Below are 18,817 nucleotides of genomic sequence, written 5' to 3' on the forward strand. Positions count from 1 at the left end.
GCCAAAGGAATCAGTTACAGATCCCTTCCTGACACCTCCGGAGGCATTTGAGAAGGACTAACTCGATCTATATCAGCTGATCACTTCGGCGTCGCCGAACGTCATCTCGACATTGCCGACCGATCCCGACACCATCGCGCGCTTCGGCAGCCCCAGCGACGCAAGCTCCTTGGCGTACGGGTGGTCGCCCAGGCGCAGCGTCGCGCCGCCCGGCCGGAACCGCACGCCGGTGTTGACCATCTCCCACGGCACTCGGCGGGTGGTGCCCTCGGCGAACGTGTAGGCCTTCATGACCTGGCGCCGCGGCGGCATCGGCACCGGTAGGCCGCGGCCGAATTCGATGCCCGCGATCAACGACCCCTCGACGGACACCTCGAACGAGAACGGGTTTCCATCGCGAACGGTGAAGTCCGCCATGATCTTCGGGAAGCCCCAGATGCGCCTGCCCGCTTCCAGCGTGAACGACTGGTCCACCGGCAGGTGGTGGATGAACGCCGCTGCGTCGCCGAGCGCGCGCAGCCCGCGGGCATGCGAGCCGGGCGGGTTGACCATCACGCAGGTGCCGAATTCGTGGTACTGGCCCAGATCGCCGTCGATGTAGCGGGCAAGCATCAGGTTGACCACGGCGCGGCCCGGCCTGAACTGGCAGACACGCAACCCGCTGTAGTCGATGAGCTTCTGCGCCGCGGCCGCGTCGACGGAGAACATCGCGGTGTGCACGTCGGCTTTGCGGACTCGCACCGGCATGGTGAGGACGGTGCCCGCGATGGTGTGCTGGGACTCAGGCATGTTGGTCACTGTAGTTCGGTCACTGCGGAAGTTGGGATGTGACTTTGCGGGCCAAATCGACTGCGGCGTTGTCGGCGTCGGGACCAAGCAGCGACAACACCGCGACCTGCACGGTGTTCGACCGCCCGCCCGCGGGGAACTCGACCATGCCGCTGGCGAGGATCCGCATGCCGTCCGGCCCCGGTGTGCCGACTTCGCCGAAGCCGGGTTCCGGGGGAGCAAGCGTGCCGTTGGCCGCGGTGTTCGGGCTGCCGATCTCGAGCGTGACCGACTCGTAGGTGTCGCGGTTCTCCCACGTGCATGCGGGCGCCTCGGGCGTGCCGATCGGGCGGCCCGCCACCGGCTGGCCGAGCAGCTCGGCGATGTCGTCGCCCCCGATCAACGCGCACGCGTCGATGGCGGCGTCGGCCCCAGGCGTTTCGACGCTCGACTGCGATGACTCGGCCTGCGATTCGGGTTCAGCGTCCTCGGCGGTGTCCCCGGCGCATCCGGTGAGCGTAAGGCCGGTCGCGAGCACGACGAACGCGAATGCGGTTCTGATAGGCGCCATGCGGGATAACGGTAATGGCATTTTCAGTTGCTGGTACGTCGTCTACATTGCATTCGACGCAACTGGAGGCAGGCATGACAGTTACCCGACCCGACGTTGACCTGACCGACGGCAATTTCTACGCCGGCGACTCGCATCCGATCTACAAGTGGATGCGCGAGAACGAGCCGGTGTTCCGCGACCGCAACGGACTGGCCGCGGCCGCGACATATGCGGCCGTCATCGACGCCGAGCGCAACCCCGAGCTGTTCTCCAACGCAGGCGGCATCCGGCCCGACCAGCCCGGCGTCGAGATGATGATCGAGATGGACGATCCGCAGCATCTGCTGCGGCGCAAACTGGTCAACGCGGGCTTCACCCGCAAACGCGTGAAAAACCTTGAAGGATCGATCATCTCGCTGTGCGACACTCTGATCGACGCGGTGTGTGAGCGCGGGGAGTGCGACTTCGTGTGGGACATCGCGGCGCCGCTCCCGATGGCGGTGATCGGCGACATGCTCGGGGTGCGGCCGGAGGAGCGCGAGATGTTCCTGCGGTGGTCCGACGACCTGGTCAGCTTCTTGAGCAGTACCGCAGACCCCGAGCAGTTCCAGCTGACGATGGACGCGTTCGCGGCCTACAGCGAGTACATGATGGGCATGATCGCCGAACGCAAGAAGGAGCCGACCGACGATCTGGTCAGCGTGCTGGTGCACAGCGAAGTGGAGGGCGAGAAGCTCGAAGACCACCAGATCGTGACCGAGGTGTTGTTGCTGTTGATCGGCGGCGACGAGACCACCCGCCACACGCTGTCGGGCGGCACCCGGCAGCTGCTGCGCCATCCCGATCAGCATCGGCGCCTCATCAAGGATCTGGACCTGCTGCCCAACGCCGTCGAGGAGATGCTGCGCTGGACCGCCCCGGTGAAGAACATGGCGCGCACGGTCACCGCCGACACCGAATTCCACGGCACACAGTTGCGCGAGGGCGAGAAGATGATCCTGCTGTTCGAGTCGGCGAACTTCGACGAGAAGGTGTTCGACGACCCGGAGCGGTTCGACATCACCCGCTACCCGAACAATCACCTGGCGTTCGGCTTCGGCACCCACTTCTGCCTGGGCAATCAATTGGCCCGGCTGGAGATCTCGCTGATGCAGGAGCGCTTGCTCAAGCGGCTGCCGGACATGCGGCTGGCCTCCGACGCCGAGCTGCCGCTTCGCCCAGCCAATTTCGTCAGCGGCCTGGAGTCGATGCCGGTGACGTTCACCCCCACCAAACCCCTCAACGTCTAGTTTCCGAGTTTCTCGAGGTCTCACCTTCGGGCGAGTGAGCGTGTCTGCAGCCGACACGCCGTCACAATCGCGGAGTTTGCGCACGCTCGTGGTGACCATCCGCGACGAGTCAGGAATTAAATAGCCGTTGAAAAAGTTGCACCGGGTGACAATGTCTCCGGCGAGAGGAACGACGATGTACGACCTGGAGCAGGCGATTCAAGATCGTCATTCGACGCGAATGTTCCTCACTGACAAGCCGGTGCCCGTCGAACTGGTCAACGAGGCGCTCGCCCTCGCAATGCGCGCGCCGTCGAACTCGAACATCCAGCCGTGGCACGTTGTGCTGGCGTCCGGTGCAGCGCGAAACCGGCTCGTCGCGGCGCTGCTTGACGTCGCCGCGGTGGAGTCGCCGAATGTGCCGGTGCTGCCCGAGTCGTTCGCGCACAAGCGGCGCGAGCTCGGCGCGCTGGTCTACGGCTCGATGGGGATCTCCCGCGACGACAAGGAGGCCCGACGCCTGGCCGTGTTGCGCAATTGGGAGTTCTTCCGCGCGCCGCTTGCCGGCATCGTCTGCATGCACCGCGACCTCGACTACGTCGACGCGATGGGCGTCGGCATGTTCCTGCAGACCCTGCTGCTGGCGCTGACGGCCCGCGGCCTCAGCACCTGCGTGCAGGTGTCGATCGCCGGCTATCCCGACGTCGTACGGGAACAACTCGGCATCGGCGAGGACATGCGAATCCTGTGCGGGCTCGCGATCGGCTACCCGGATACGTCGTTTGCGGCCAACAACATTCACGTGCCGCGCAATGCCGTCGAGCAGAACGTCACATTCGTCGACCACTGACGACCGCTAATACCGCTAATACGCCCCCGCGGCAGCATTCCGCGAGGTCCGCGAGTGTGAAACGTCAGCGAGAAAGTCGCCGAAAAGTCGCCGAGGTTTCACGTTCGCGAAGGTTTGCTGGATGAACTTAGAATTTAAGCGTCAGCTATGCATAGGGTTTCACGGGTTCCACCTAGATCACCTAATTAGTTAGGCTAGAGAAATGGGGGATACCGAAGGACCGAAGGATGTAGTCATGGCTCGACATTTTCCGGTACGACGATTGTTGAGCGGAGTTCTTCTGGGGGGCGCGCTGTTCGCGGCTGCCATAGGTGCTGCCGCGCTGGCCAGCGCTCAACCGACGGCCGACTCGGCGCCGATGAGTGTGCTCGGGCCGGTGCCGGCGTTCCCGCCACCGCCTCCGCCACCGCCGTGGCACTGGCACTGAGCTGAAAAGTTGAGGCCCTGCTCGAAAGAGCAGGGCCTCAATTGTCTTCGCGCGTCTACTTCATCTTGAAGTTGGGGGCGCGCTTTTCCTTGAACGCCCGTGGGCCTTCCTTGGCGTCCTCGGACAGGAACACCTCGATACCGATCTTGGTGTCGATCTTGAAGGCGTCGTTCTCGTGCATGCCCTCGGTCTCGTGAATGGTCTTCAGGATCGCCTGCACCGCCAGCGGGCCGTTGTTGTTGATCACCTCGGCGATCTCGAGCGCCTTGTCCAGCGCCTGGCCGTCGGGCACGACATAGCCGATCAACCCGATCTCCTTGGCCTCCGCGGCGGTGATGTGGCGACCGGTCAGCAGCAGATCGCAGGCCACGGTGTAGGGGATCTGGCGGACCAGCCGCACCGCGGAGCCGCCCATCGGGTAGAGGCTCCACTTCGCCTCGGAGATGCCGAACTTCGCGCTCTCGCCCGCGACCCGGATGTCGGTGCCCTGCAGGATCTCGGTGCCGCCCGCGATCGCAGGCCCTTCCACGGCGGCGATCAGCGGCTTGGTCAGCCTGCGACCCTTCAGCAGCGCGTCGATGCGCGACGGGTCGTAGCTGCCGTCCTTGAACGAGTCGCCCGGCGGCTTGGCCGTCGCCGCCTTGAGGTCCATGCCCGCGCAGAAGTAGCCGCCGGCACCGGTCAATACGCAGCTGCGGATCTCCGGATCGTTGTCGACCCGGTCCCACGCCTCGACCATGATCGAGAGCATCTCGGTGGACAGCGCGTTGCGCGCCTCCGGCCGGTTGAGCGTCAGGATCAGCGTGTGTCCGCGCTGCTCAATGAGGGCGTCGGGGCCTTTCGTGGGGTTTTCTCCGTCGCTCACCGATCGGTCCGCCTTCCTGCATCAATGCCACAGACTTGTCACGAAATGTAACACGTTCTAGTTTGGTGCCGTGGCCCTGAACATTGCAGACCTCGCCGAACACGCCATCGACGCCGTGCCCGACCGCGTCGCCCTGATCTGCGGCGACGAACAGTTGACCTACGGGCAGCTGGAGGAGAAGGCCAACCGCCTCGCGCACTACCTGCTCGACCAGGGAGTCGAGAAGGACGACAAGGTCGGCCTGTACTGCCGCAATCGCACCGAGATCGTCATCGCGATGCTCGGCATCGTCAAGGCGGGCGCAATACTGGTCAACGTCAACTTCCGCTACGTCGAAGGCGAACTGCGGTACCTGTTCGACAACTCCGACATGGTCGCGCTGGTGCACGAGCGCCAGTACTCCGACCGCGTCGCCAACGTGCTGCCCGACACCCCTGCCGTGAAGACCGTCCTGGTCGTCGAGGACGGCAGCGACGCCGACTACCAACGCTACGGCGGCGTCGAGTTCTACTCCGCTCTGGAAAAGAGCTCGCCCGTACGGGATTTCGGTGAGCGCAGCGCCGACGACATCTACCTGCTCTACACCGGCGGCACCACCGGTTTCCCCAAGGGCGTGATGTGGCGGCACGAGGACATCTACCGGGTGCTTTTCGGCGGAACCGACTTCGCCACAGGAGAATTCGTCAAAGACGAATATGACCTCGCCAAGGCGGCCAAAGAGAATCCGCCGATGGTGCGTTACCCGATTCCGCCGATGATCCACGGCGCCACCCAATCGGCCACTTGGATGTCGCTTTTCTCCGGCCAAACCACCGTTCTTGCACCTGAATTCGACGCCGAAGAGGTGTGGCGCGCCATCGACAAGCACAAGGTGAACCTGCTGTTCTTCACCGGTGACGCGATGGCACGCCCGCTGCTCGACGCGCTGGAAACCGCGAAGGCCAAGGGCGAAGAATACGACCTGTCGTCGCTATTCCTGTTGGCCAGCACCGCCGCGCTGTTCTCCAGCAGCATCAAGGAGAAACTGCTCGAGCTGCTGCCCAACCGGATCATCACCGATTCGATCGGCTCGTCGGAAACCGGATTCGGCGGCACCTCCGTCGTCGCCAAGGGCGAGCACCACATGGGCGGGCCCCGGGTGACGATCGACCACCGCACCGTCGTGCTGGACGAGAACGGCAACGAGGTCAAGCCGGGCTCCGGCGTGCGCGGCGTGCTCGCCAAGAAGGGCAACATCCCGATCGGCTACTACAAGGACGAGAAGAAGACGGCCGAGACCTTCAAGACCATCAACGGTGTGCGCTATGCGATTCCGGGTGACTACGCCGAGGTCGAGGCGGACGGCACGGTGACGATGCTGGGCCGCGGTTCGGTGTCGATCAACAGCGGCGGCGAGAAGATCTATCCGGAGGAGGTCGAGGCCGCGCTGAAGGGCCACCCGGACGTGTTCGACGCGCTGGTGGTCGGCGTGCCCGACCCGCGGTTCGGTCAGCACGTCGCCGCCGTCGTGCAGGCGCGGGAAGGCGCGCGGCCCTCGCTGGCCGAACTCGACGCGTTCGTGCGCAGCGAGATCGCCGGATACAAAGTGCCGCGCAGTATTTGGTTCGTCGACGAGGTCAAGCGCTCACCGGCCGGCAAGCCCGACTACCGCTGGGCCAAGGAGCAGACCGAGTCACGGCCCGCCGACGAAGTCAACGCCAACCACGTCAGCACGACGTCCTGAACGGGCGAGCGACGGGAGGACAAGCAAGTGCGCACCGAACTCTGTGACCGCTTCGGCATCACCTATCCGATCTTCGTCTTCACCCCGTCGGAGAAGGTGGCCGCCGCGGTCAGCAAGGCGGGTGGCCTCGGTGTGCTCGGCTGCGTCCGGTTCAACGACCCCGACGACCTCGAGGCCGTCTTGACCTGGATGGACGAGAACACCGACGGCAAGCCGTATGGCGTCGACGTCGTCATGCCCGCGAAGATCCCGACCGAGGGCACCGCAGCCGACATCAGCAAGCTGATCCCGCAGGCGCACCGCGACTTCGTCAACAAGACCCTCGCCGAGCTCGGCGTGCCGCCGCTGCCCGACGACGCGGAGCGCTCGGCAGGTGTGCTCGGCTGGCTGCACTCGGTGGCGCGGTCGCACGTCGACGTGGCGCTCAAGCACCCGATCAAGCTGATCGCCAACGCGCTCGGCTCACCGCCCACCGACGTCATCGACCAGGTACACCAGGCCGGTGTCCCGGTCGCCGCGCTGGCAGGCAGCGCCAAGCACGCGCAGCGCCATGTCGACAACGGTGTGGACATCGTTGTCGCACAGGGCCACGAGGCCGGTGGTCACACGGGCGAGATCGGGTCGATGGTGTTGTGGCCGGAAATCGTTGACGCCCTTGACGGTAGGGCTCCGGTGCTCGCCGCCGGCGGCATCGGCACCGGACGGCAGGTCGCCGCGGCGCTGGCGCTCGGCGCGTCGGGGGTGTGGATGGGCTCGGCGTTTCTCACCTCGGCGGAATACGACCTCGGCCATCGCCAGCCCAGTGGACGGTCGACCATCCAGGACGCGCTTCTGGCTGCGACGTCGGCCGACACCGTGCGGCGGCGCATCTACACCGGCAAGCCGGCGCGGTTGCTCAAGACCCGCTGGACCGACGCGTGGGACGCCCCCGATGCGCCAGAGCCGCTGCCGATGCCGTTGCAGAACATCCTCGTCAGCGAGGCGCATCAGCGGCTGAACGAGTCGAACGACCCGACGGTGGTCGCCATGCCGGTCGGCCAGATCGTCGGCCGGATGAACGAGATCCGGCCCGTCGGCGACATCATCGCCAAACTGGTCGCCGGATTCGAGGAAGCGACCAAACGGCTCGACGACATCCGCGGGAACTAGCACATAACCGCGGTCGTAAGGTCGGCATGCATGACCGTCGACGTCTGGATGCAGCACCCCACCGCTCGGTTTCTCCGCCACGACATGCTGGCCTCGCTGCGGCGCTGGACCGGCGGCGCCATGCCGGACAAGGACTCCGAGGTTCCCATCGAGGCGACGGTTGCTTCGATGGATGCCGCCGACGTCGACTTCGGTCTGCTGTCAGCGTGGCGTGGACCGAACGGCCTCGATCTGGTATCCAACGACGAAGTGGCCGAGTGGGTTTCGCGATTTCCCGACAGGTTCGCCGGGTTGGCGACGGTCGACCTGGACTCCCCGATGGCAGCGGTGCGCGAGCTTCGGCACCGTGTTCGTGACGACGGCTTCGTCGGCTTGCGTGTGGTGCCGTGGCTGTGGGGTCTGCCGCCGACCGACCGTCGCTACTATCCGCTGTTCGCCGAGTGTGTCGAGTTGGGTGTGCCCTTTTGCACGCAGGTGGGCCACACCGGACCCATGCGGCGTTCAGAGACGGGTCGGCCGATCCCTTACATCGACGAGGTCGCGTTGGACTTTCCCGAACTCGTCATCGTGTGCGGCCACGTCGGATATCCGTGGACGGAGGAGATGGTCGCGGTCGCTCGCAAGCACCCGAACGTCTACATCGACACGTCCGCATACACAACGAAGCGCCTGCCCGACGAGTTACTCCGATTCATGCGCACCGGCACAGGTGCACGCAAGGTCCTCTTCGGCACCAACTATCCGATGATCGGACATCAGCATGCACTCCACGGCCTCGACGACCTGGGGCTGACCGACGACGCCGTGCACGCCTACCTGCACGGGAACGCCGTGCGCGTCTTCAAGCTGACCGACCGCGCGACCCCGTGAGACCGCCGTCTCCAACGTGTCCGATTTGTTCATGACGGCGCAAGCACCGTCGACTTAACGTGCGGGCATGGACATTCGAGTGACATCGGCGGTCGTCGAGATCGCGACCAAGGACATGGCGCGGGCGCTGGAGTTCTACCGGTTACTGGGGCTCGACGTGCCCGAACCGGCGGGCCCGCACGTGGAGGTCACGCTGCCCGGCGGCAACAAGCTGGCCTTCGATACCGAGGAGATCATCGCCGGTATGCACCCGGGGTGGACCCCGCCGACGCAGGAGGGCCGGGTCGCGCTGGCGTTCCAGGTCGGCGACCCTTCCGAGGTGGACGCCCTCTACGAGCGCATCACCGGCGCCGGGTATCCGGGAACGCTCAAGCCGTTCGACGCGCCGTGGGGCCAGCGCTACGCGACCGTCATCGACCCCGACGGCGTCTCGGTCGACCTGTTCTGCCCGTTGCCCTGACGCAGCGCGGTCAACGGCATGCCGGTGAGGTCGCGGACCTCGCGGTGCAGGTGCGGTTGATCGGCGTAGCCGGCCGCAGCCGCAACGGCTGCCGCGGGCGTTCCTTGCTCCAAGAGCTCCATGGCGCGACGGAACCGCAGGATGCGCCGCAGTTGCGCAGGACCGTAGCCGTAGACGGCGCGGCACTGACGCTGCAGCGTGCGGCTCGACCAGCCGATCTGGCGGGCCACATCGGCCACCGCGGCACCGGTGGCGAGCCTCGATGTGATCTGCCGCAGCTGACCCAACGACCACGGTGCGGTCTCGGTGGTCGGCTCGTCGGAGGCCAGCGCCAGGGCCAGATCGGACAGCGAGCGGCGGCCCTCGTCGGCGAAGCCAAGGTCGCGCAACGGCGTTCGGGTGTTCACCAGCTCCGCGGCGGGCACCCGCAGCAGCCGCGGCAACGCGCCCGGCCGAAACCGCAACCCCACCAACGGCTCTCGATCCCGCTGGCTGAGAAACGCGGTGGTGTCCGGACCGGCGACGACGACGTGGCCCGACATCCGGATGAGGTCCATACAGCCGTCGGGCAGCACCCGCACCGGCCCCGGCGGGCCGTCGATCATCCACGCGCGCTCGACGAGGTCGCGCAGCAGTGGCGGAGGTGCGAAGTCGCGGTACCCCACCTACGCGACGTTACCGCCGAATCGCCCACACGGCATCGCCGCATTCGGTGCCTTCCGCCGCGAGCTGACGTTTGATCACCTTGAACGACTCGGTACGCGGCAGGTCGGCGGCGATCCGGACGTAGACAGGCCACTGCTTGGGCCCCAGGTCCGGCTGCTCGGCCAGAAACGCGCGGAACGAGTCGACGTCGAACGTGGTGCCGTCGGCCAGTCGCAGCGCGGCCATCACCTGGTCCCCGACATCGGGCGCCGGTATCCCGTACACGGCGGCCTCGACGACGTCGGGATGCCGCAGCAGCACCCGCTCGATCGGCGCGGCGCCGAGGTTCTCGCCGTCGACCCGCATCCAGTCGCCGAGTCGCCCGGCGAAGTACACGTAGCCGTTCTCGTCGCGGTACGCCAGGTCGCCGCTGTGGTAGACGCCGCCGCGCATGCGCTCGGCGTCGGCGTCGGGATCGTTGTAGTAGCCCTCGAAGCGTCCGGGCCCCGTCGTGTTGACGATCTCGCCGGTCACCCCCGGCGGGCACGGTTCGCCGGTGTCGACGTCGACGATCTCGGTGCCCTCGGGCAGCGGGCCCAGCGATCCCGACGGGGTGTCGGGGGTGCGGGCGATCGCCACTCCGCCTTCGGTGGAGCCGAATCCGTCGACGACGACCGTGTTGAACCGCCGCGCGAACCGCTCGATGTCGCCCGGTGCGCCCTCGTTGCCGTACACCGCCCGCAGCGGGTTGTCGCCGTCGTCGGGGCGCTCCGGCGTTGCCAGCACATAGGACAGCGGCTTGCCGACGTAGTTGGCGTAGGTGGCACCGTAGCGCCGCACGTCGGGCAGGAACTGCGAAGCGGAGAACCTGCGCCGCAACGCCATTGAGCCGCGACAGGCCAGCGCCACCGCCCAGCCGACCAGCACGGCGTTCGAGTGGAACAGCGGCATGGACACGTAGCAGACGTCGTCGGCGCCGAGGCCGAATCGGTCGGTCATCGTCACGCCTGCGATCGCGACCTTGCCGTGGCTGCAGATCACCGCCTTCGGGTCACCGCTGGTGCCCGATGTGTAGATCAGCATGAACGTGTCGGCGGGCGAGGCGGTTCTGGCGTGCACCGGCGTGCCGCGGTGGGCAACCACCTCGTCCGCCCACTCCTGCGAGTCGACGTCGATGTGGTCGATGTCGCCGATCACCGCGGCCGACGCCGAATCAGCCAGCACCAGTTGGCAATCCGCATGCGTGATGTCGCGCTGCAACGCAGCCCCGCGGCGGATCGGGTTCAGCCCGACCGGCACGATGCCCGTCAATCCCGCCGCGACGAGCAGCGCCGAGAAGAACGGCGTGTTCTGCAGCAGCACACCGACATGCGGCGGACGGTTCGGATCCATGCGCTCGCGCAGCGCCGCCGCCACCGCCGCGGCCTCCGCGACGTGGTCGCGCCACGTCGTGAACGATTCCTCGAAGTACACGCCGCGGTCGTCAACGTCGATCAGCGGCGTGATCAGCGATGTGACGGTGGGAAGCTGGCTTCCCTGAAGGGGATTCATCGCTCCTCGCGTCCGCGGGGGGTGATTCAAGCCGGTGTGTCAGCCAGTTCCCGGCCGATTCGCCGCAACTGAGCCGTGGCGCCGCCGACCGCGAACTCCGTCTGCTTGGCCGCCAGGAAGTAACGATGCACCGGATGGTCGGTGTCGATCCCGACGCCGCCGTGCACGTGCACCGTGGTGTGCGCGACGCGGTGCCCCGCCTCGGCCGCCCAGAACGCCGCCGTGTTGACGTCGACCTCGGCGGGCAGATCCTCGGACAACCGCCACGCCGCCTGGGTCACCGTCAGACGCAGAGCCTTGACGTCGATGTAGCCGTCGGCCAGCCGCGACGACACCGCCTGGAAGCTGCCGATCGGCCGGTCGAACTGCTCGCGTTCGCGCGCGTAGGCGGCCGTGAGCTCAAGTGCGCGTTCGACCACGCCGAGCTGAAAAGCACTGCGTCCCAACGTCGAATGGGTCGTGAGCCAGGACACGACGTCATCGCTGCCGACCATCCGGTCGGAGCCGAGCTCGACACCCTGCAGTTCGAGGTGTCCGGCGCTGCCGTGACCGGTCGTGTCCAGCGAGGTGACCGACACGCCCGCGTCTTCCTTGGCGACCACGAACACCGCGGTGCCTGAATCGGTTTCGGCGGGCACCAGGAACGCGTCGGCGATCGGGCCGTAGCCCACTTGCGTGCGGGTACCGGTGAGCCGGAAGCCGCCACCGTCCGACGCCTGCGCCTGGACCGGTCCTTCACCCATGTCGCCGTCGAGAGCGATGGTCAGGATCTTCTCGCCGTTGATCGCGGGCACCGCCCACGCCTTCTGCAAGTCCTCGGCGCCGAACTTGGCCAGCGCCCCCGCGGCCAGCACCGCCGACTCCAGATACGGCACCGCCGCCATCTGTCGACCCAGCGCCACCAGAACCGCGACCTGTTCGAGCACGCCGAAACCGCCGCCGCCCAACGACTCCGGCGCAGTGGCGGTCAGCACGTCGGCGTCCTTGAGCTTGCTCCACAGCGTGGCGTCGAAGCGTTCGTCCTGGCCGTCGAGTTCGCGCTGCCGTTCGGGCGTGCACACCGACTCGGTGATCGTGCGCACCAGCCCGCCGAGGTCTTCGGCGGCTTCGGTCGTGGTGAAGTCCATGGCAGTCTCCGTCTCTACCGGTTGACGCGGGGCAGTCCGAGCGCGACCATGCCGATGATGTCGCGCTGAATCTCGTTGGTGCCGCCGCCGAACGTCAGGATCAGGCACGACCGGTGCATCCGTTCGATGCGCCCGCGCAGCAGCGCGCCGGGGGAGTTGGTGCGCACGGTTGCCCCGGTGCCGAGCACCTCCATCAGCAGCCGGTAGGCCTCGGTGGCCAGCTCGGTGCCGAACACCTTGGCCGCCGACGCGTCCGCCGGTGACGGCGCGCCCTCGGAGCTGGACGCCAGTTCCCAGTTGATCAGCTTGAGCACCTCGGCCTTGGCGTGTACGCGGGCCAGGTTCAGCTGCACCCACTCCGAATCGATCAGCCGATTGCCGCGGATGTCCTTGGTGTTCTGCGCCCACTCCCGAACCTGGTTGAGCGCCACGAAGATCGGCTGTGCGGATACCAGCGCGACGCGCTCGTGGTTGAGCTGGTTGGTCACCAGCTTCCAGCCGTCGTTCTCCTCGCCGACCAGGTTGGTGACGGGCACCCGCACGTCTTGGTAGTAGGTGGCGCTGGTGTCCACGCCGGCCATGGTGTGCACCGGCGTCCAGGAGAACCCCTCGGCGTTGGTCGGCACGATCAACATGGAGATGCCCCGGTGCTTCTTGGCCTCCGGGTTGGTGCGCACCGCCAGCCACACGTAGTCGGCGTAGGCGATCAGGCTGGTCCACATCTTCTGGCCGTTGATGACGTACTCGTCACCGTCGCGGACGGCGGTGGTGCGCAGCGACGCGAGATCGGTGCCCGCGCCCGGTTCGGAATAGCCGATCGAGAAGTGCAACTCGCCCTTGGCGATCTTCGGAAGGAAGAACTTCTTCTGCTCCTCGGTGCCGAAGTGCATGATCGTCGGCGCCACACTGTTGATCGTCAAGAACGGCACCGGGACGTTGGCGATCGCGGCTTCGTCGTTGAAGATGAGGCCGTCCATCGGCGGGCGCTCCTGCCCGCCGTACTCCTTGGGCCAGGACAGTGTCAGCCAGCCGTCCTTGCCCATCTGCGCGACGGTCTCGCGATAGACGTTGCCGCGCCCCATTTCGCCGTCGCCTGAGGCCAGCGCCTCGGCGCGGTCAGGAGTCATGAGCTTGGCGAAGTAGGCGCGAAGCTCGCGGCGCAACTCCTCCTGCTCGGGCGTATAGCCGATCCGCATGGCCTCATCCTTTACCTGGGGCTGGGCAGCACAGAAGTCTCACCCTGATTGCACTCCCGGTTGTAACACGTTCTAGTCTTGGGGTCCAGCGAGCGTGCTCGTATTCTGACGGCGTGGCCAACAGCCCAGGCTAAGGAGGTTGTGATGCGAGTAGAGGTCGACCGCGACCGTTGCGAGGGAAACGCCGTCTGCGTAGGCATCGCCCCAGATTTGTTCGACCTTGACGACGAGGATTACGCCGTCGTCAAGCAGGATCCCGTCCCCGCCGACCAGGAGGAGCTCGCCGAGCAGGCGATCGCCGAGTGTCCCCGAGCTGCACTGAACCGCAGAGACTAGAGGTATTCATAAGTGAGCGCAGAACAAGACGACCTGACCGATCTCTCCGGCCGGGTCGCCGTGGTGACAGGTGCGGCCGCGGGCCTGGGCCGCGCTGAGGCGATCGGGCTGGCCCGCTCGGGCGCGACGATCGTCGTCAACGACGTCGCAGGGGCGCTGGACAAGTCGGACGTGTTCGACGAGATCGCCGCGGCCGGATCGAAGGCCGTCGCGGTCGAGGGCGACATCAGCCAGCGCAGCACCGCCGACGAACTGGTGTCGGTCGCCGACGGGCTCGGCGGCCTTGGCATCGTCGTCAACAACGCGGGCATCACCCGCGACAAGATGCTGTTCAACATGTCCGACGAGGACTGGGACGCCGTCATCAACGTTCATCTGCGCGGCCACTTCCTGCTCACCCGCAACGCCGCCGCCTACTGGCGTGCCAAGGCCAAGGAAGGCGACGGATCCGTCTACGGGCGCATCATCAACACCTCCTCTGAGGCCGGGCTTGCGGGCCCGGTCGGCCAGGCGAACTACGGGGCGGCCAAGGCGGGCATCACAGCTCTGACGCTGACCGCGGCCAGGGCCCTGGAGCGCTACGGGGTGCGCGCCAACGCGATCGCGCCGCGGGCGCGGACGGCGATGACGGCCGAGGTGTTCGGCGAGGCGCCCGAACTGGCCGAGGGCCAGATCGACAGCCTTTCGCCAGAGCACGTGGTGTCACTGGTGCGCTTCCTGGCCTCACCGGCGTCCGGTCGCGTGAACGGGCAGCTGTTCATCGTCTACGGCCCGACGGTGACGCTGGTGGCGGCACCGACAGCCGAGCGCAAGTTCACCGCGGACGCCGACGCCTGGGTGCCTGCCAAGCTCAGTTCCGCGCTTCGCGACTACTTTGCTGACCGGGATCCGCAGCGCGGCTTCTCCGCGACTCAACTCATGGAGTCGTGATACTTTCTGCCTCGCGGGACAACGGCGTCCCGCGACTAGAACACGTTTCAGAAATTAGATCGCTGCACCTGCCCTGACCTGGACAAAAGTCACGTTATTGTCTCTAGAATTTGTTCTTTGACAGTGCGAACTTGTTCTAGTTAGTATGATCCGGCTCACTTGGAGCAACGAGCGACCCAGGGGTGGACAGGCCGACGCGGCCGCCGGTCGGCGACAATTCGCCAAGGCGGAATGACGGCGGGATGGCCAGATCACCCCTACCCCGAGAACGGAGCTGAGGTTGATCGAACAGCTTGCGGTCCCGGCGCGGGCCGTGGGTGGGTTCGTCGAAATGTCGATCGACACGTTCGTGAAGATCTTCCGTCGACCGTTTCAGTTCCGCGAATTCCTCGACCAAACCTGGATGATCGCGCGCGTCTCGCTGATTCCCACCCTGCTGGTGGCCATCCCGTTCACGGTCTTGGTGGCCTTCACTCTCAATATTCTTCTGCGCGAGATCGGCGCGGCCGACCTGTCCGGGGCGGGCACCGCGTTCGGCACCATCACCCAGCTGGGCCCCGTGGTGACCGTGCTCGTGGTCGCAGGCGCAGGGGCCACCGCGATCTGCGCGGACCTCGGCGCCCGCACGATCCGCGAGGAGATCGACGCGATGCGGGTGCTCGGCATCGACCCGATCCAGCGGCTCGTCGTGCCGCGCGTGCTGGCGTCCACCTTCGTCGCGCTGCTCCTCAACGGGCTGGTGTGTGCGATCGGCCTGTCCGGCGGCTATGTCTTCTCCGTCTTCCTGCAGGGCGTCAACCCCGGCGCGTTCATCAACGGCTTGACGGTGCTCACCGGTCTCGGTGAACTGGTGCTCGCCGAAATCAAGGCTTTGCTGTTCGGGGTCGTCGCCGGGCTGGTCGGCTGCTACCGGGGGCTGACGGTGCAGGGCGGGCCGAAGGGGGTCGGCACCGCCGTGAACGAGACCGTCGTCTACGCCTTCATCTGTCTGTTCGTGATCAACGTGATCATGACGGCCGTCGGCGTGCGGGTGCTGGTGCGCTGATGAGCGCTTGCGCGAAGAAGAGGCTGCCATGAGCTACGACCTGACGCTGCGGTTGCGCCGGGCGTTTCGCAGCGTGCCCAAGGTGGTCGACACGTTCGGCGAGCAGGCGCTGTTCTACGGCGAGACGATCCGCTACATCCCCAACGCGGTCACCCGCTACCGCAAGGAGACCATCCGCAACATCGCCGAGATGACGATGGGCACCGGCGCCCTGGTGATGATCGGCGGCACCGTCGGCGTCGCGGCGTTCTTGACGCTCGCGTCCGGCGGCGTCATCGCCGTGCAGGGCTACTCGTCGCTGGGCAACATCGGCATCGAGGCGCTGACCGGCTTCCTTTCGGCGTTCCTGAACGTGCGCATCGTGGCGCCGGTGATCGCGGGTATCGCGTTGGCGGCCACGATCGGTGCGGGCACAACGGCACAACTGGGCGCCATGCGCGTCGCCGAGGAGATCGACGCCGTCGAATCGATGGCGGTGCACTCGGTGTCCTACCTGGTGTCGACCCGGCTGATGGCCGGCTTGGTGGCGATCATCCCGCTGTACTCGCTGTCGGTGCTCGCCGCGTTCTTCGCGGCGCGGTTCACCACGGTGTTCATCAACAAGCAGTCGGCAGGCCTGTACGACCACTACTTCAACACCTTTCTGGTACCGACCGACCTGTTGTGGTCGTTCCTGCAGGCCATCGTGATGGCGATCGCGGTGATGCTGGTGCATACCTACTACGGCTACAACGCATCCGGTGGGCCGGTCGGCGTCGGTATCGCGGTCGGGCAGGCCGTGCGTACCTCGCTGATCGTCGTCGTCACCATCACCTTGTTGATCTCTCTCGCCGTCTACGGCGCGTCGGGTAACTTCAACCTTTCCGGATAGGTGGGGGACGATGTCTGACGGAGACGCCAAGCGCAGCCACGTGCGGATCGCCGCCGCGATCCTCGCCGCGCTTCTGGCGATCGCCGTGGTCTTCACCTACCTCGCGTATACCGCGGCGTTCACCTCCACCGACGAGGTCACCGTGACCTCGCCGCGCGCCGGTCTGGTGATGGAGCGCGACGCCAAGGTGAAGTACCGCGGCATCCAGATCGGCGAGGTCAGATCCATCGAGTACGACGGCGATCAGGCCAAGCTGACGCTGGCGATCAACCGCAACGAGATGCGCTACATCCCGTCCAACGCGCCCGTGCGCATCGCCAGCACAACGGTTTTCGGTGCGAAGTCGGTCGAGTTCGTGCCGCCCGACAAGCCGTCGGACACCCCGCTGCGCGCAGGCGCGCACGTGGCGGCACAGTCGGTGCAACTCGAGGTCAATACACTGTTCCAGACCCTGACCGACGTGCTGCACAAGATCGACCCGGTCCACCTCAATGCGACGCTGAGCGCGCTTGCCGAAGGTCTGCGCGGTCACGGCGACGACCTCGGCGCACTGCTTGCAGGCCTGAATTACTATCTGCAGCAATTCAATCCGAAGTTGCCGACGGTGCAGGAGGACTTGCGGAAAACGGCGACGGTGGCCAATATCTACGGCGACGCCGGACCTGACGTGACGAAGATCCTTCAGAATGCGCCAACGATCAGCAAGACCCTCGTCGACGAGCAGGACAATCTCAACGCTACGCTGCTGGCGGCAACGGGGCTGGCCAACAACGGCACCGACACGTTCGGGCCCGCAGAAAACGACTACATCGCCGCGATGAACCGGCTGCGCGCACCGCTGAAGGTGGCCGGCGAGTACTCCCCGGAGTTCGGCTGCATCCTGCAGGGCACCGCGCAGGCCGTCGACTTCTTCGCTCCGATCATCGGCGGCACCCGCCCCGGGCTGTTCGTTTCGTCGAACTTCCTGCCCGGCTCGCCTGCCTACACCTATCCGGAAAGCCTGCCCATCGTCAACGCCTCCGGCGGGCCGAATTGCCGTGGGCTGCCGAACATTCCGAGCAAGCAGCTGGGCGGATCCTGGTACAAGTCACCGTTCCTGGTCACCGATAACGCCTACGTTCCCTACCAGCCGAACACCGAGTTGCAGTTCGACGCACCGTCGACGGCGCAGTTCCTGTTCAACGGCGCATTCGCCGAGAGGGACGAGTACCAATGAGACGCGATCGCACGCTGTGGAACGTCGGCATCTTCACCGTGGCCATGCTGCTGGTGGCCGCGATGCTGGTGGTGGTCTTCGGTGAGTTCCGGTTCACCTCGGAGAACGGCTACCACGCCACCTTCATCGACGCGTCGCGGCTGAAGGCCGGCCAGGATGTGCGCATCGCGGGCGTCCCGGTGGGCACGGTCAACGCGGTGAAGCTCAACCCCGACAACACCGTCGACGTGGCGTTCGACGTCGACAAGCGCTACCAGCTGTACACGTCGACCCGCGCGGTGGTGCGCTACGAGAACCTCGTCGGCGACCGCTACCTCGAAATCACCGCGGGCCCAGGCGAACTGCGCAAGCTGCCGCCGGGAAGCACGATCCCGCAGCAGAACACGCAGCCAGCCCTCGATCTGGACGCGCTGCTCGGCGGGCTTCGCCCGGTCCTCAAAGGACTGGACGGCGCGAAGATCAACGAGGTCAGCAGCGCGGTGATGGAGCTGCTACAGGGCCAGGGCGGCGCGCTGTCCAACCTGTTGTCCACCACCAGCGCCTTCACGCAGAATCTGGCGGCGCGTGACCAGCTCATCGGCGACGTGATCAACAACCTCAACACGGTGCTCGCGACGGTCGACGAGAAGGGCGCCCAATTCGACGCCAGCGTCGACCAATTGCAGCAGCTGCTCACCGGATTGGCCGAGGGCCGTGACCCGATCGCAGGCGCCATCGAGCCGCTGGCGTCGGCCGAGAACGACCTGACCGACATGCTGGTGCAGTCGCGCCGCCCGGTGCAGGGCGTGATCGAGAACATCCGCCCGATGGCGCAGCGGATGGACCAGCGCAAGGCCGACATCAACAAGGTCGTCGAGCCGCTCGCCGAGAACTACCTGCGGCTGAACGCTCTAGGAGCCTGCTGAATTAATCCCGCGTGGCGGGCGTGGTTCTGCTGGGGTTTTCGGGATGATTGACGGGTGCAGGG

20 protein-coding genes are annotated in these 18,817 nt (G+C 66.3%); 13 read left to right on the plus strand and 7 right to left on the minus strand.

The window, feature by feature from the left end:
• Positions 1 to 72: 72 nt before the first annotated feature.
• Both CQY20_RS29545 and CQY20_RS29550 read right to left on the minus strand, forming a co-directional pair.
• The gene (locus tag CQY20_RS29545; protein ID WP_207767337.1) at positions 73 to 789 is read right to left on the minus strand and encodes an acetoacetate decarboxylase family protein; all 717 of its coding nucleotides are present in this window, start codon (positions 787 to 789) and stop codon (positions 73 to 75) included.
• Between the two features lie 19 nt (positions 790 to 808).
• The gene (locus tag CQY20_RS29550; RefSeq protein WP_097944223.1) at positions 809 to 1,339 is read right to left on the minus strand and encodes a DUF3558 family protein; all 531 of its coding nucleotides are present in this window, start codon (positions 1,337 to 1,339) and stop codon (positions 809 to 811) included.
• 74 nt (positions 1,340 to 1,413) lie between these two features.
• Here CQY20_RS29550 and CQY20_RS29555 point away from each other — a divergent pair, with 74 nt between their 5' ends.
• From CQY20_RS29555 to CQY20_RS34625, 3 genes are all read left to right on the plus strand, one after another.
• On the plus strand, positions 1,414 to 2,610 hold the full coding sequence (locus CQY20_RS29555) for a cytochrome P450 (RefSeq protein ID WP_097944225.1): 1,197 nt from the start codon (positions 1,414 to 1,416) through the stop codon (positions 2,608 to 2,610).
• Between the two features lie 175 nt (positions 2,611 to 2,785).
• Positions 2,786 to 3,439, plus strand: coding sequence for a nitroreductase (locus CQY20_RS29560; RefSeq protein WP_097944227.1), 654 nt, complete (start codon positions 2,786 to 2,788; stop codon positions 3,437 to 3,439).
• A gap of 235 nt (positions 3,440 to 3,674) precedes the next feature.
• Positions 3,675 to 3,866, plus strand: a complete 192-nt coding sequence (locus tag CQY20_RS34625) for a hypothetical protein (RefSeq protein WP_133119161.1) — start codon at positions 3,675 to 3,677, stop codon at positions 3,864 to 3,866.
• A 55-nt stretch (positions 3,867 to 3,921) separates the two neighbouring features.
• Here CQY20_RS34625 and CQY20_RS29570 read toward each other — a convergent pair whose 3' ends face one another.
• Complete coding sequence (locus CQY20_RS29570; RefSeq protein ID WP_097944229.1) at positions 3,922 to 4,731, minus strand: crotonase/enoyl-CoA hydratase family protein; 810 nt, start codon at positions 4,729 to 4,731, stop codon at positions 3,922 to 3,924.
• 70 nt (positions 4,732 to 4,801) lie between these two features.
• Here CQY20_RS29570 and CQY20_RS29575 point away from each other — a divergent pair, with 70 nt between their 5' ends.
• The 4 genes from CQY20_RS29575 (at position 4,802) to CQY20_RS29590 (ending at position 8,933) form a co-directional block, all read left to right on the plus strand.
• Positions 4,802 to 6,454, plus strand: a complete 1,653-nt coding sequence (locus tag CQY20_RS29575) for a medium/long-chain-fatty-acid--CoA/3-oxocholest-4-en-26-oate--CoA ligase (RefSeq protein ID WP_097944231.1) — start codon at positions 4,802 to 4,804, stop codon at positions 6,452 to 6,454.
• A 27-nt stretch (positions 6,455 to 6,481) separates the two neighbouring features.
• Positions 6,482 to 7,603 carry an NAD(P)H-dependent flavin oxidoreductase gene (locus tag CQY20_RS29580; RefSeq protein WP_097944233.1) on the plus strand — a complete coding sequence of 374 codons (1,122 nt, stop codon included), beginning with the start codon at positions 6,482 to 6,484 and terminating at the stop codon, positions 7,601 to 7,603.
• Between the two features lie 30 nt (positions 7,604 to 7,633).
• Positions 7,634 to 8,473: an amidohydrolase family protein gene (locus CQY20_RS29585; RefSeq protein ID WP_097944235.1), complete on the plus strand. Its 840-nt coding sequence runs from the start codon at positions 7,634 to 7,636 to the stop codon at positions 8,471 to 8,473.
• Positions 8,474 to 8,540: 67 nt separating this feature from the next.
• On the plus strand, positions 8,541 to 8,933 hold the full coding sequence (locus tag CQY20_RS29590; RefSeq protein WP_097944237.1) for a VOC family protein: 393 nt from the start codon (positions 8,541 to 8,543) through the stop codon (positions 8,931 to 8,933).
• Here the strand turns inward: CQY20_RS29590 and CQY20_RS29595 are convergent.
• Genes CQY20_RS29595 through CQY20_RS29610 form a run of 4 tightly spaced genes read right to left on the minus strand, consistent with a single transcriptional unit; the run spans position 8,873 to position 13,452 of the window.
• Positions 8,873 to 9,598 carry a helix-turn-helix domain-containing protein gene (locus CQY20_RS29595; RefSeq protein ID WP_163701213.1) on the minus strand — a complete coding sequence of 242 codons (726 nt, stop codon included), beginning with the start codon at positions 9,596 to 9,598 and terminating at the stop codon, positions 8,873 to 8,875. The two genes, CQY20_RS29590 and CQY20_RS29595, sit on opposite strands and share 61 nt — an antisense overlap.
• A gap of 10 nt (positions 9,599 to 9,608) precedes the next feature.
• A complete protein-coding gene (gene fadD17 / locus CQY20_RS29600) occupies positions 9,609 to 11,129 on the minus strand; it encodes a long-chain-fatty-acid--CoA ligase FadD17 (protein ID WP_097944239.1) in 1,521 nt (506 codons plus the stop codon).
• 26 nt (positions 11,130 to 11,155) lie between these two features.
• Positions 11,156 to 12,256 carry an acyl-CoA dehydrogenase family protein gene (locus tag CQY20_RS29605; RefSeq protein WP_097944241.1) on the minus strand — a complete coding sequence of 367 codons (1,101 nt, stop codon included), beginning with the start codon at positions 12,254 to 12,256 and terminating at the stop codon, positions 11,156 to 11,158.
• 14 nt (positions 12,257 to 12,270) lie between these two features.
• Positions 12,271 to 13,452: an acyl-CoA dehydrogenase gene (locus CQY20_RS29610; protein WP_097944243.1), complete on the minus strand. Its 1,182-nt coding sequence runs from the start codon at positions 13,450 to 13,452 to the stop codon at positions 12,271 to 12,273.
• A 144-nt stretch (positions 13,453 to 13,596) separates the two neighbouring features.
• On the opposite strand from CQY20_RS29610, the gene CQY20_RS29615 reads away from it, so the two are divergent.
• The 6 genes from CQY20_RS29615 to CQY20_RS29640 all read left to right on the plus strand — a co-directional run bounded on the left by CQY20_RS29615 (position 13,597) and on the right by CQY20_RS29640 (position 18,755).
• Positions 13,597 to 13,788: a ferredoxin gene (locus CQY20_RS29615; RefSeq protein WP_097944259.1), complete on the plus strand. Its 192-nt coding sequence runs from the start codon at positions 13,597 to 13,599 to the stop codon at positions 13,786 to 13,788.
• 12 nt (positions 13,789 to 13,800) lie between these two features.
• Positions 13,801 to 14,718 carry a 3-oxoacyl-ACP reductase gene (locus CQY20_RS29620; protein ID WP_097944245.1) on the plus strand — a complete coding sequence of 306 codons (918 nt, stop codon included), beginning with the start codon at positions 13,801 to 13,803 and terminating at the stop codon, positions 14,716 to 14,718.
• Between the two features lie 280 nt (positions 14,719 to 14,998).
• Complete coding sequence (locus CQY20_RS29625; RefSeq protein WP_097944247.1) at positions 14,999 to 15,763, plus strand: MlaE family ABC transporter permease; 765 nt, start codon at positions 14,999 to 15,001, stop codon at positions 15,761 to 15,763.
• A gap of 28 nt (positions 15,764 to 15,791) precedes the next feature.
• Positions 15,792 to 16,634, plus strand: a complete 843-nt coding sequence (locus tag CQY20_RS29630; protein WP_097944249.1) for an MlaE family ABC transporter permease — start codon at positions 15,792 to 15,794, stop codon at positions 16,632 to 16,634.
• A 10-nt stretch (positions 16,635 to 16,644) separates the two neighbouring features.
• Positions 16,645 to 17,850 (plus strand): MCE family protein, encoded by a 1,206-nt coding sequence (locus CQY20_RS29635; RefSeq protein ID WP_097944251.1) that lies wholly within the window; start codon positions 16,645 to 16,647, stop codon positions 17,848 to 17,850.
• On the plus strand, positions 17,847 to 18,755 hold the full coding sequence (locus tag CQY20_RS29640; RefSeq protein ID WP_097944253.1) for an MCE family protein: 909 nt from the start codon (positions 17,847 to 17,849) through the stop codon (positions 18,753 to 18,755). The genes CQY20_RS29635 and CQY20_RS29640 overlap by 4 nt, the downstream gene beginning before the upstream one ends.
• Positions 18,756 to 18,817: the final 62 nt, after the last annotated feature.

This window comes from Mycolicibacterium agri (assembly GCF_002553505.1).
Taxonomy (GTDB): Bacteria; Actinomycetota; Actinomycetes; order Mycobacteriales; family Mycobacteriaceae; genus Mycobacterium; species Mycobacterium agri.

Coding starts and splice junctions, on each gene's coding strand:
- CQY20_RS29545 (WP_207767337.1), bottom strand. CDS start 789: ATGCCTGAGTCCCAGCACACCATCGCGGGCACCGTCCTCACCATGCCG.
- CQY20_RS29550 (WP_097944223.1), bottom strand. CDS start 1,339: ATGGCGCCTATCAGAACCGCATTCGCGTTCGTCGTGCTCGCGACCGGC.
- CQY20_RS29555 (WP_097944225.1), top strand. CDS start 1,414: ATGACAGTTACCCGACCCGACGTTGACCTGACCGACGGCAATTTCTAC.
- CQY20_RS29560 (WP_097944227.1), top strand. CDS start 2,786: ATGTACGACCTGGAGCAGGCGATTCAAGATCGTCATTCGACGCGAATG.
- CQY20_RS34625 (WP_133119161.1), top strand. CDS start 3,675: ATGGCTCGACATTTTCCGGTACGACGATTGTTGAGCGGAGTTCTTCTG.
- CQY20_RS29585 (WP_097944235.1), top strand. CDS start 7,634: ATGACCGTCGACGTCTGGATGCAGCACCCCACCGCTCGGTTTCTCCGC.
- CQY20_RS29590 (WP_097944237.1), top strand. CDS start 8,541: ATGGACATTCGAGTGACATCGGCGGTCGTCGAGATCGCGACCAAGGAC.
- fadD17 (WP_097944239.1), bottom strand. CDS start 11,129: ATGAATCCCCTTCAGGGAAGCCAGCTTCCCACCGTCACATCGCTGATC.
- CQY20_RS29605 (WP_097944241.1), bottom strand. CDS start 12,256: ATGGACTTCACCACGACCGAAGCCGCCGAAGACCTCGGCGGGCTGGTG.
- CQY20_RS29610 (WP_097944243.1), bottom strand. CDS start 13,452: ATGCGGATCGGCTATACGCCCGAGCAGGAGGAGTTGCGCCGCGAGCTT.
- CQY20_RS29615 (WP_097944259.1), top strand. CDS start 13,597: ATGCGAGTAGAGGTCGACCGCGACCGTTGCGAGGGAAACGCCGTCTGC.
- CQY20_RS29630 (WP_097944249.1), top strand. CDS start 15,792: ATGAGCTACGACCTGACGCTGCGGTTGCGCCGGGCGTTTCGCAGCGTG.
- CQY20_RS29635 (WP_097944251.1), top strand. CDS start 16,645: ATGTCTGACGGAGACGCCAAGCGCAGCCACGTGCGGATCGCCGCCGCG.
- CQY20_RS29640 (WP_097944253.1), top strand. CDS start 17,847: ATGAGACGCGATCGCACGCTGTGGAACGTCGGCATCTTCACCGTGGCC.